Annotated in this window: 7 protein-coding genes and 2 pseudogenes; 4 read left to right on the top strand and 5 right to left on the bottom strand. The window is 35.3% G+C overall.

The features are described from left to right. Positions 1–484 precede the first annotated feature (484 nt). From ACFIKY_RS06485 to ACFIKY_RS06470, 4 genes are read left to right on the top strand one after another with little or no spacing between them, the layout of a single operon-like run. Positions 485–796: a prephenate dehydratase domain-containing protein gene (locus ACFIKY_RS06485; protein ID WP_375644746.1), complete on the top strand. Its 312-nt coding sequence runs from the start codon at positions 485–487 to the stop codon at positions 794–796. Next, complete coding sequence (locus tag ACFIKY_RS06480; protein ID WP_375661557.1) at positions 783–1,988, top strand: DUF6421 family protein; 1,206 nt, start codon at positions 783–785, stop codon at positions 1,986–1,988. Before ACFIKY_RS06485 ends, ACFIKY_RS06480 begins: the two co-directional genes overlap by 14 nt. Further along, positions 1,985–2,911: a DMT family transporter gene (locus tag ACFIKY_RS06475; protein WP_375661556.1), complete on the top strand. Its 927-nt coding sequence runs from the start codon at positions 1,985–1,987 to the stop codon at positions 2,909–2,911. The genes ACFIKY_RS06480 and ACFIKY_RS06475 overlap by 4 nt, the downstream gene beginning before the upstream one ends. 19 nt (positions 2,912–2,930) lie before the next feature. Further along, positions 2,931–4,196: an acetyl-CoA carboxylase biotin carboxylase subunit family protein gene (locus tag ACFIKY_RS06470; RefSeq protein WP_375635868.1), complete on the top strand. Its 1,266-nt coding sequence runs from the start codon at positions 2,931–2,933 to the stop codon at positions 4,194–4,196. Positions 4,197–5,156: 960 nt separating this feature from the next. On the opposite strand, the gene ACFIKY_RS06465 is transcribed toward ACFIKY_RS06470, so the two are convergent. The 5 genes and pseudogenes from ACFIKY_RS06465 to ACFIKY_RS06445 form a co-directional block, all read right to left on the bottom strand. Next, positions 5,157–7,910: an autotransporter outer membrane beta-barrel domain-containing protein gene (locus tag ACFIKY_RS06465; RefSeq protein ID WP_375661555.1), complete on the bottom strand. Its 2,754-nt coding sequence runs from the start codon at positions 7,908–7,910 to the stop codon at positions 5,157–5,159. 1,562 nt (positions 7,911–9,472) lie between these two features. Continuing rightward, positions 9,473–9,874 (bottom strand): hypothetical protein, encoded by a 402-nt coding sequence (locus ACFIKY_RS06460; RefSeq protein WP_015856534.1) that lies wholly within the window; start codon positions 9,872–9,874, stop codon positions 9,473–9,475. A gap of 366 nt (positions 9,875–10,240) precedes the next feature. Further along, a pseudogene (locus ACFIKY_RS06455) lies at positions 10,241–10,642 on the bottom strand (hypothetical protein). A 119-nt stretch (positions 10,643–10,761) separates the two neighbouring features. After that, on the bottom strand, positions 10,762–11,085 hold the full coding sequence (locus ACFIKY_RS06450) for a hypothetical protein (RefSeq protein ID WP_375635866.1): 324 nt from the start codon (positions 11,083–11,085) through the stop codon (positions 10,762–10,764). Positions 11,086–11,104: 19 nt separating this feature from the next. Beyond that, positions 11,105–12,050: pseudogene (locus ACFIKY_RS06445) on the bottom strand (hemagglutinin repeat-containing protein); the annotation flags it as partial. Positions 12,051–12,649 lie beyond the last annotated feature (599 nt).

Genomic DNA, 12,649 nt, shown 5'->3' with positions numbered 1-12,649 from the left:
TTCTCTAACATATCCAATAAATACCCTGCATAGAATTTTTCCTGCTCAATTACTATCCTAAACGACGATGTTTTATGGCATAATAGGATAATGATAAGGCTAAATTATATCACAATTTTCTTTCACATATACATATATTTTGTAAATCACTAAATTATTTAACTTATTTTTATTGATATACTTCACATATTGCACTATATTAAATATATTCTTATACTTAAAAAGTATATAAGTCATACAATCTGAAAATAATACTTTTATCTATACACTTGTCCTTGCAGATACTAACTGCACAGCTGCAGCACAATAGTGGCTTGACAATCACAATCAAAATATTTCTTCCGCTGATTTAGAATCACGTATTATCTTATACGCAACTCTTAAAAGAGCCTTTAATGAACTTGCTCAGAAAAAGGATGGATATCTCTTAAGCTGTGCTGCTTACCCTGATTTGCATAAACTCATATTTACCCGTTTAAGTAATATGCAATTATTTGACAGCTTTATCATGCCTACTCACTCTATGGTTTTAGCTAAACGCAATAACATTGATGAAATTAAAACCGTAGCGACTCATCCTGCCCCGCAATCTCTGGTAGCTCATCAATATGACAAAGTATTTGCCAACAGCAATGCTGATGCAGCCGTTCTTTGTAAGGCTGAAAAAGCCGATGCTTGTATCACAACATCGGTTGCGGCAAATCGCTATAGGCTGAGTATTGTCGAAAATTTTGGACAAGTGCCAATGGCCTTTTTGCTCCACTCACTAAAGTCAACTAATCATGAAAAAATCTGAAGCGCTTCTTTCCATTGTTAACTTGGTTGACAAATTCCGTATGCGCCAAGAACGAGATGGGAGCATTAAGGAACCAACTTCGGTAGATAGTAATATGATCAATGAATTGATTACTCTGCTGAACCACCATGCCAATATTCTTGACGGATTATCTCCAAAACTTTTAGCGACCATTTCTGATGATCTTCATCAGTGGATGATCAGCGGTTTAACGACCCCTCCTAAATTTGATAACACTTTGGCTGCTTTCAAAGCCCCATTACCAGATGCTCCCTTGTTTTTCTTGGCTCCAATGCGTGCAACAAATGGACCTGATCCAGAAGGATTCCGGCTGGAATTAGTTACAGGATATCGTCATGAAACGGACTATCTTGCTGACGCCTCAAAATATACAAATAATTATGTATCACCATTTCAATGTATAAAAATGGGAATAGCGTCAAGAGGTTTTTTAGAAGGCAATTGCATTGTTCTATTCCCAGAATCTGTAGCGACTGCTAAGAAAATTGATAAGCAAGCATTTGCTTTGTTTTTTTTCAGTAAATTCTTTGATATTTACAACAAGCAAAAAATTGTGGAAGCTGAACGTTTACTCGGTCGAGATAGTAAATTTCTGTTCGGTCAATTGCATAGTCGTAACTTATCTAAAGAAGACATTTACGATGCTCGCTGTTTGTGGGGCTATTACCATGACTATGCACATCATACTGGACCGCGGCCATTAGATAAAAATCTGTATATAAAATTAAATTGGTTCACAGGTCTTCTAGAAGAAACTAAAGTTGATTTAATTACAGTGCGTATTATGCTACAAAATCATCCAAAATTTTGGAAAGAAATAACTGAATTTATCCTATTAGAACGCATATTCCGTTATCCAAAAGATTCTGATCAGCATATGACATTCGATGCTGGTACAGGGATCTTGCTTTTTGAAATGTTAACGCGGAACAAAGCATTGATTGAAACAAATCAAGGTTATCTTCAATTTGATTTGGAGCGTCTTGAAAAAGTAATAATATTGATGATAGCAGATATAGAAGCACTTGAAACATTAGATGATGACGCTTATTTGGCAGGAGCTAAGGATTATATCCAAAATAATCTTGGTAAGCCGCAAACTTCACAGTCACGATTTAATTTTTCAACATCATATTATGCACAGCGAGTGATTAGGGGATTAAATCATTGAGTTTTATAAAAGGACGGTTACTATTATTTACTTTTGCCATTCTAGCATTGTTTTCCATAAGTTGGTTATTATCTAAGAATTTGGTTAGCAATATACCCGTCATGCATGCGGTTGGACTTAGGTTGTTTGCCACCGCTGCCACCTTATGGCTGATTGCAGTATTTCGTGAGAAAGCTGTTTTCAGATCCCTACCATTGCTTTCCATGATACCTTCTTTTTTAATTCTATCAGTGTTAGGATTCTCGTTATATTTTGTATGCAGCTTTGGTGCATTAAAATCGCTCAAAGCCAGTGATTTAACTATGGCTCTCGCTACTATTCCAGGTATTACCTACATATTGGGTGCACTGACGAATAGCCTTACGTTCTCATGGTTAAAACTTATCGGTATGATAATTGTCAGTGTAGCAGCTATAGCATTTAATATAAACAGTGCAGAGGGTGGATATTACAGCCTAATAGGAATAGCTCTTGCCTTAACAGCAGCACTTTCTTACTCTGCTTATGGCTTATTGTCTAAACGTTATCTTGAAAATCTACCTTTGCTCACCTCACTGGCTTGGATCACGACAATTTCTGCAGCATCATTTATGCCATTATTTATTTTTGATCCTGCCCCACTCTTATATCTTAAGTTAGAAGACATACTTAGGATATTGATTTTAGGAGCTTTTTTATCATCACTAGGTTACGTATTGTACCAAAAAGTTTTAGCCGAAAGAGACGTATTATACACCAATACTATCGGCGTATTAGCTCCTTTTGCAGTCGTAGCATGTGAACGGATAATCGGTTCGAGCACTTCTCTAAGTGCTCTCAAAATAATTGCTATGATTGTAGTTGTTACAGGGATAATACTCTTAATTTATAGACGCGTCAAAAGTATCTGGATAGCAACTAAAACACCGTTCCAAAAATTCTAAATTATAAGGAAAAAATAAAATGAAAAAACTGGCGTTAGTATGTCAGCGTAATACAAAAATACCCTTTATATTTGAAGCTGCAAAAGCAGCTAACATCGAATTAATAATGATTTATGATATTGCTGAAAGTGCACCTATTCAGCTACCAGCGGCAGTAACCTCAACTTGGCAACTTCCTGTTTTTGATAATCCAGAGTTAGCCCTAGACGCTTTTGCAGCCGGAGTGAAAGAACGCAATATTGGTGGAGTTATGACCCTTTTCGAAAAAGCCATCCTATGGACAGCTTTAGCTGCAAAAAAAATCAATACTCCCAGTATTGAGCCAGAAGTAGCGGCATTAACCCGAAACAAATATCTAATGCGTCAAGCTTTTGCTAAAGCAGGGCTGAGAACACCAAGATTTTTTTATATAGATAATCCAGAAGATCTATCACAAGCTCATACTTTAGGCTGGCCGCTAGTCATTAAACCCGTTTCTGGAGCCGGTAGTATAGGCGTAATGTTAGCTAAAAATTCTGAAGAATTTCCTGATCTCATCAAAGCGGTATGGAATGTTCAGCATAAAGATATGGCACGTTTCAACGATAACAATAAATCTTTAGGTTTAGTAGTAGAACAGTATTTACCAGGAAAAGAGTTTGTTGTGGAATGCTTTGTCGATGCAGCAGGTGTGCATGTTCTAGCTATTGGAGACAAGGGACAGCCTGAAGGACCGTGGTTCGAAGAAACAATTTATCGTCAACGCCGTGATATAGATGATCCTTTAATTATTGCTTTATGTGAGGCTGCATGCTCTGGAGTTAAAGCTCTTGGTATAAACATGGGAGCTGCCCATGTAGAGCTACGCTTAGATGCTAATAACTTACCTTATGTAATTGAGATCGGCGCTCGTATAGGTGGGTCAGGTGTTTCCCATTTTATTGTGGAGCAAGGTACAGGGATTTCATTTGCAAAACTATGTATGAATGCCGCTTTAGCTGAACAAAACTTAGACCTTCCCGATATACTCCCAGCTGAAAAAGTGGCGGCAAATTACATTATTCCTCTTCGTGGTCATGGAAGGTTTTCCGGATTTTCAGGTCTAGATAAGGTTGCACAGCATCCACTAACTGCTAGAACTATCATTTTCTTTGAAACCGATCATATTTCACCACCTCCACCAGCATTCGGTGGATATCCTGGTTTTATTTTCTCTGTTCATGACTCAAACGAAGAAGCACGCAATTACCACAAATGGCTCGATGACACCTTAAGCATCATATGGAAACACCATGTTTATCAATAGTCCGATAAAGATATTTCTACTGACGCTCAACTTTGATATAAATCTTATCGATACAAATGAAGTCACAATGCGAATGCGATTGCCTAAAACTTTGCAAACATTTTCCCATTAAAGATGCATATTTCAAAAACCAAGAATTGAGGAAGATATGACCTACTTTTACACCCCATTTTAATAAAAGCTCTTCAATATTTCTATATTTGAAACAATAATGAAAACTTATAAACGACTTTTTTGATACGACCAATTTCTTCTCCCCATATCTCAAAGAAGAAAAGAAAGATCTTACCGCCTCCACTCTAATTTAAAAGTTATATTTCATATCTATTTCACAAATAAGACATGATCTTGTTCATATATTCAATACAGTCATTAGAACATTTTTTTTAAGGATTTATCCTTATAAGAACTAAAGATGTTGCATTTGATTTTAAAAGTATTCACGCTTTACCACTTTTCTCATTATCCACCTACAATAATGCGATTGATACAAACAGCTTCAAAAACGCTTTTTACAAAATTTTAAAGCATAAAAACACGAAACGATAGAGCTCTATATTTTTCAAATCCCCTCCTTTCCTTAACAGCAAAAGCTCTTAATCAGCAGGCCAATACTCCCTGCCTTTCATGATTGATATCAGCGACCTCAAATGACAGTACTTTACAGCATGATAGGATAATAATGCTACTATTTTAAAAAGCTGATGACGAATACATCCCCAATATTTATAGCCCAAATAACACAAATAGATTTACAGTCTCATTGTCAATTTTTTTTGAAGCATTTAAGCACCTTTATCAATCGGATAAAAAACACATCAACGTGATCCTTTGATACTTATTAAAACACATGATACCATTATTAAAAGAAGGGACTAAAATTCTGCACCATCAATGGTTTTAATCTCGACAATAAAACAAAACTTTAAAAATCACATTTATTATTTTTAAAACGATTTATTAAAAATGATAGCGCAAACCACCAGAAAAATGAACTCCAGAAAAACCAGCCTTGGTTAACCTATGCTGATAGCTAAGATCACTGTGAAGTGTAACTTTAGAAGAAAACTGCGCATTAATACCCAAACCTGTTTCTAAAGAAGAACCAAAAGAACCCAACTGGAAAACATCTTTAAAATGAACAAATTGTTTTTTACCAAAACGATTAGAAAGATGAATATTACCATAAAAACAAATGGTACGATCCTTTTCAGATGCTGAAAATGTTTTATTTAAACGCCCCCCAATACGCACCAACCATTGACCTATTTTTTTCATCTCAACATCAAATCCATCAATATCACGAAACTTATCAAATTGAAGATGTTGATAAATAAGCTGGAGTTGCGGATCAAAAATAAGATCTTCATATCCTGTCATAAACACTTTACCAGCAGAAAACGAAACGTTCAAAGGATTTGCTTTTAATGTCGCCGTTTTACCCCAAGCATGGGTAAGCACATTCCCTTTAAACAAACCATAAGATAAAAGACCATCTACATAAAAACCAGTGTTGTGTTTCACACTACCGTATGTCGTAAATGACCATTTATTAAACGTACTCTTTTGGCTTTGTTCCACGTTACGAGGTTGTAAGGAAAGCTTTCCATAGGTTCCCATAATCCCAAAAGATGTCATACTATATGCGCTCTCTATTGTTTTGAGCAAAATGTCTGTTTTTATAGCGTTATAATCAACATTACCATCGTACCCATATTTAAGTGTAGAAAGATCTGAGACATAACGATAACTCCCACCATAACCGTGGACAGATAAAGCAAAATTCCCTTCAACTTTTAATAATTTGCGAGGAATAGACTGCGTAACTTGCAATTCCTTTTGTTGATTACTGATATCCATGAGTCCAATATGAAACAAAGCATTTGGTAACAAAAGATAGGTTGGAACTTGTGGAACAACCTCTCTGACCTTTAACTCAGAATGAGGGATAACAGACACTCCCAAAGAAGGCTGAATATACTTACTTTCAAGGCGAAAATCCCAAAAATCTCCATTTCCTTCAACCAATCTTTGAGAAATTTGTGCATTTCCAAGCGTAGAATTTGGACCATAAGCATGAAGATAATATTGATAAGGCAACCCCTCTAATGCAATATAAGCACGATTTAACTGAAAAGAATCTTCTGCCGCTTTTCCAGAAACCTGAATAAGTGAAATACTATGAGCATTTTCACCGGTTGCTATCTCCCCCTGATTTCCTGCAACAAATTGCACATAAACTGTCGTTTTTCCAGAAACATCGCCATGTATCAAAAGCCGATCAGTCTTTTTATTATCGAGCAAACCCTCACTACTGAAATGTGTATTGAGATAAATATCTGCCCTATCTTGCGCACTATAAACTTCTTTTTCTCCCTTCCCAATATGAAGTGTCTGATACTCCTGAAACATTGGAGTCTCAAAAGCAATAAAACTATCAGAAATTTTTACAAATGAAATAAATGAATTTGTGCGGTTTGCAACTTGCGAATCTATCTCTCTTCTTTTTGTCAAAAACCATTTTGATCCCCCTGTCAAATAAAGCTCAGCAATAGAATTATCGGCAACACGAGTCCCTCCTATCAATGAAGAAGAATCAGCCAAAATCGCTACAGCCCCCCCCTTTTCAACTGTTAATAATAAGTCACCAAAAATTTTTGTACCTTCTGTTACTCCAATATAACTACGACTGTTATTACTATGAACAGCTGTCCCATCTGGAACCTCAAAAATCGTCCTTTTCAAAAAGACAAACCCCTGTTCATACGCATTATTTTCCCCATCCCTCTCAAAATACATACCATGTTTGTTACCTATTGCTTTAATTGTTGAATCTTCAATATTAACCCGCGAAATTAAAATATTTCCTTCCCTGCCATTATTGGACAGTGTATTAGAATCTTGTCCAACTGTTAAAACATGAACATCCGTAGAAATAATATTAGTATTTTTTAAATAAACAGAGCCCTGATGTTTTACATTGAAAACTGTATGTGCAATCTTTTTATTTGTATTTTCATTGTCTTCTGTTTTTTGATATTTTGAAGTAATGGTAACACCATCTAAAGTCGCACTCCCCCCTCTCCCCACATAAAGCGCAGCAGCATCATTCACATCAATAAATCCGCTTTTCATCTGAATACCCGCATCAGCCCTAACGAAAAGAGCACTCTCTTGACCGATACCCAAACCTTCCACTTTAATTTTTGTATTCGTTAACGTAACAGATGCTCCTCGCTTCTCTGCATAAGCTGCAATCTGAGAAGCCTCAATTGTTCCACGATTAACCTCAATCATTCCACTATCAGCTTTAAGACCTATTGACACATTTTTAAAAGCTGAATCACTCAAAACAATTCTTCCCCCTTGTGATACAGAAACACCATAAATATCTTCTATACCCGCAGTAGCTTCAACCTCTACACGCATTGCCTGAATAACTGTATTTGGCTCCTGCACTACTATAGCAGCAGGCAACATGAGAGAACTACCCTCCCCATTCTTTTCTTTAACAGGTACCGTGAACTTATATACTTTATCACTAATTGTATGCTTTACACCATCACTGCATTTATAAGGCAATTTGTTTTCGTCACATAACAGTGATACAAATGCATGAGAATGCGCCTCAATATTTATATTTAATAAAAAAGAAAAAATAGCTGCTGTAAAAACACACAAATACAAGTGATTGTTAGATACCTTGGTTATCATTGTTTTTCAAAACTTTCTTTTTTTCAACAAAACAAAAAATGCTGGCAAAAAATAAAACCACGAATTAAGCACAATAAGAATAAAACAAACAAAATTATTTTATTTTTTCTGATAAATTATAGCGTTTCATAATATGTTTTGTATTTTATGTAAAGAAAGAACAAAAAGTTTAAAAATACCATTTAGGATGACAATCTTTTTAAAGAGTACATCCCAAGAACCACTGAGAACTGCAATACGAAATGCAAAAAAACTAATCTCAAAAAAACGCGAAAAAATGCAAATTTTTAAGAGATATAATATTCAATTTATCTCACCACCGAAAAATAAAAATATAACAAAATGAGAATAATTTTTAAGATCTAAACAATCAAAACGTTTTAATAAAAACACGACATAATGAGATATAGTATATGAAAGCTATAACAGCATCATTTCTTCAACTACAACAAAAAAATAAAAAATCGCACACTAATGTATAAGCTAATGTACACAGTTTCTGTATTAAAAATGCTAGATATCTAATAAAAAATTTGAATAAATAAATGTAATACTTTATAAATATATTATCTCAAAAAAATATCATAAAATGAAAAGATCTTTATATCAAAATTACTTGTATAATACTTTAGATCTTTTGATAAAATCTAAAATACAGTAAAACACTCACCATCTTGAAATTAAAAAACACCAAAATAAAATTTCATCAAAATCAGTTTTATGAAAGCTATCTGTTTATTATCGTTAAAGAAGATATTTTAGAAAAGCTATTATTTACCATTCTTTATATTGAATAAATTTCTCTAAACAACAACTCACTATCCTCCGCTATCATCATCTGACAACAACACTATTGCTAATCTCGTAGCTGCTGAATATAATTATATTGGAGACAAAAGAGCCGTATTTCTCTCTTCTTCCGTTTAATATTTTCATTCAATTATTGCTTTAAAATGAATATTCTACTGTTGATAATCACTTGTGCAAAGCTTTTTTTATTTACTAGCGTTTTTTATTATTCATCAAGACGTAACATCTTTTTCGTCTAATTGGTTACACCAAAAATATCATTATCTATAGCCTGCTGATACCTTACTACCATTAAATTGGCTAAAAATGAATCACTTTGTGATACTGATAAAAAATAAATTCTCTTTGAATGTTACGATTTGTATCGATAACCTTCTTTAGTCATGCATTCATAAATTGCTGCAAACTCACTTGCACACAAATCCATATTTTCAGGAAAAGCGTAGATCGGCTGCCTGCCACATTTGAACAGTGCTTGTGAGATCGTAGATTTATTGACATTGGACTTTTCTCATAATGCCAAGATCGATTGGGGGAGATTTGCTAACACATCCAGCAGCGCTTAATAAAATTATAACACTCAATAATTTCAATATTTTTCATTTCCCCTCCTTCAATATTTACGATAGAAAGGCTGAAAAGCTTGCTAGTATTTTTTCGCATGCAATATGGCTAGTACATTAAAAAAGCAACCTCGCCCCCCCATGCGAGAAAAAGAACACGAGAATTATTGATTACAGAAACATCAACACCTAAGGTTGACATTCAGGTTGTTCTTTATGCTCTTTACAATGAGGACTATTCAAACGCCTCTCTACACTTCGCTGAGGAATAACTGCATCAGGCTGACAAATTGGAAGATGTTCATATTTCTCACACCACTTCACCCTTCCCAATTTATCTCGGAAACCTGCTTGGATCATACATGCATTCTCTGCCTCCTCAGCATTGAATTTCTCATCCATACTTGTTTCTGTATCAAGACGACCATCAAAATGCTGCACTCCGCATTCCAACAGAGCTTTTTTGATCTCAAGCTGATCTGCGCCGGGCTTTTCCCATGCATCTACGGCTGTTCGAGAAGGCTGCTCTTCGTAACATCCAGCCATAACAAATAAAGTTATCCCGCTTAATAATTTTAAAATATGCTTCATTTTCCTATCCTTGAGTAATTTTGATATTACGAAACAATCTATAAATTATTTTACATGCTGTTTTTTTATTTCCAAAACAATGATGGATATTATCAACCTTTATTATTTTTACCTTTCCGAAGATTATACCATTATTGTTATATCAAAAATACGGTAAAATTATTACTAAAATCATATTCTATCAACAGCATACCTATAATTATTATCAATATTTTGATTACAACAAAAATAGATATTTTTATATTATTGCGCCTACAGTTGTAGTACCCATAAATAAATAGCATTGAAATGGTGAATTAAGTCCCCCCCCCCCGCACAGGCATGAGAAACATGAAGGTAGTGATTGTTGATCATCACCAGCAAAAATTAAGGCTGGCATTCAGGTGCGGTTTTATATTTTTTACAAAACGAGCTGTTCAAACGCTTCTTGACACTTCGTTGCGGGATAACAGCACTAGGACGACAAATGGGGAGGTTTTCATCTTTATTAAGTATAACACCAATATAGTCCTCCCCATTTGTAGTGGAATTTTGCTTGGATCATGCAAGAATCAATGGAAGCCTCTGCATTGAGGCTTAACTTTTTATTTTCTGGAAAGACATCATACGAGGTTGGCATGCCACATTCTAACAGTGCTTTTCCTACCTCAGTAAAGTCTGCTCCAAGCTTCTCCCAAGCACTCAAAACTCCTAGTGGGGCTTGTAGATGTTATATCCAGCGACCTTTAACAGAATGAGACCACTTAATAATTTTAAGTTTTGTTTCATTTTTTTCTCCATAAATAACCTAAACCTAAATTATCTAAAATCGAATAAATTGGCATAATATGAAGCGTTCCATACTACCTTGCACACGTATAAGGCGCATGACTATAACAATTCTAGGATCATAGCCCGCCTAGCGCTCTCCCCTCCTTTCGCATGGGAATTGCTGGTGGAAATAATACATAAGGGAACTCCGAGGGTACCTTATAAAAAGTAGGTGGATTGTGACCAAATCCTATACCAATGGGGTTAAGTAAATGATTTTGTAGGTAGACATGATCTTTTTCGCCATCATTTACGACATATAATGGATTCGCTATCGGTAGAGCCTTATCAGCTGTTCCAAAAAGATAGATATCTGTTTTCTTTGCTATATTGTGAATGCCACGCTTTTTAAAGTCACGCAATCCTTTACCTACTGTTATGGCACCTGGAGCTATGTGCACGAACAATCGCTGCTCTATTGCCATTTAGTCCGCCAATCAAACCATTGCCGATTTTGTGTTTCACATCCCCATGAGCAAAACGTTTTGCTACATCTCTTGTATCTTTTATGGTACCAAGAATGCCCACATTGACAGATCCTGTCACACCAGCAAAGGACTTTTCAGGCATCTCTTGTGTCTTAGAGATATCATAGTTTTCCGAAAGCGTGATATTATTGCCAGCATCGACGTTGACATCACACTCTGCCGAAACATTTGTCGGCTTTCATGTTTACATCATGATCAGCAGTAATCCGCACATCTCCGCGCACTTTGAAATAGGATTGAACGGAGGTATTTTCCTATTGATCGCCATTGTCTTTCACACTCGTAACCCCAAACACCAATAGAAGCACCGTTGCTCTTTTCAAACTGAAAGCCAAAGCCTGTGCGCTCTTCCTGTGTACTCGAACTATGATTATTGTGACCCACAAACACATTGACATCATGCGCTGCCGAAAGGTTAATACCCTCCCCTGCAAGATCAGAGTCTACTACGCTCACATCTTTTTTCTTGAGCGTAATGTTGATATTACAGTTAACATTGAGAGAAGAGCCTTGATGTTCAAAACTCTCTTTATTTTTTGTCTTTGTTTCGCTCCCGTATATCGAAACAAAATTTTTGCCTGAACCCACATCAAAACCTGTTGCATGCGTCTGTAAATGGCTGCTATGATGGTCTATCATGCCAACAATCGTCACACTTTCTCCCATTACATTGATATCTTGACCGGAAATCAGATGAGAAACAATAATCATAGCATCTCCGTGTAAATCCGTATCAATTTTGCCCGTTGCCTCAAGGATAGAGGAAATCGTTGTGATATGCGTTTCAGAGCTATTGGAAGATTTCTCGTGTAAAAAGCCACTTTCCGATGATTTTTTTGCTGATCGTAGTGTTCTTGAGCACCTTTTATAATAATATTGAATAATTTTGCACCACAATACAGTTGCGGAGTGCATTTTGTCCTTCTCCACTTGTGATAAAAATTACTCCCGTATCAATTTTATAAAAAATAAGTTTGATCCTTGCTCTTTTGCTCGCAATAACAACAAGAATCGTAAAACTATCACACGTTCATTGTTCTCTTTAATTTACTCTTCTTAATTTACTCTTCTATGAAATTTTATTGTGATACCTTGCTGCTCTTTATTGAAGTTTTTGCAAACACAATGATACAATGCCTCCAATGACTTTATTATCCACTATTTTCTACCAACGCCAATCCTCTTTGAGAAAAAAATAATAGAAATAAAAAACTTCTCCCCTTTACCCCATAACAACCAAAATATCCTTTTAAAGGACACAGAAGACTCCAACCCTTTTTTTCAAGAGAATACATCAAGAACTTTATCTTCGCTTCTAAAAGCAATAGTAGTTCCTTAAACAACAAAATTTAAACAACCAATTTTTTAAAGAGCTTATAAAACAATAAAAATAATTCTTACAATAACTTATCTTGTAAAACAGAAATCCATTAATGCGTTTGAAAAAAGATATCTGCCTATAATCTTGTCTCTAGTA

This window comes from Bartonella sp. CR127HXZ (assembly GCF_042194555.1).
GTDB lineage: Bacteria > Pseudomonadota > Alphaproteobacteria > Rhizobiales > Rhizobiaceae > Bartonella > Bartonella grahamii.
This window is presented reverse-complemented; position numbering and strand designations above follow the sequence as displayed.

Coding starts and splice junctions, on each gene's coding strand:
- ACFIKY_RS06485 (WP_375644746.1), top strand. CDS start 485: ATGCAATTATTTGACAGCTTTATCATGCCTACTCACTCTATGGTTTTA.
- ACFIKY_RS06480 (WP_375661557.1), top strand. CDS start 783: ATGAAAAAATCTGAAGCGCTTCTTTCCATTGTTAACTTGGTTGACAAA.
- ACFIKY_RS06470 (WP_375635868.1), top strand. CDS start 2,931: ATGAAAAAACTGGCGTTAGTATGTCAGCGTAATACAAAAATACCCTTT.
- ACFIKY_RS06465 (WP_375661555.1), bottom strand. CDS start 7,910: ATGATAACCAAGGTATCTAACAATCACTTGTATTTGTGTGTTTTTACA.
- ACFIKY_RS06460 (WP_015856534.1), bottom strand. CDS start 9,874: ATGAAGCATATTTTAAAATTATTAAGCGGGATAACTTTATTTGTTATG.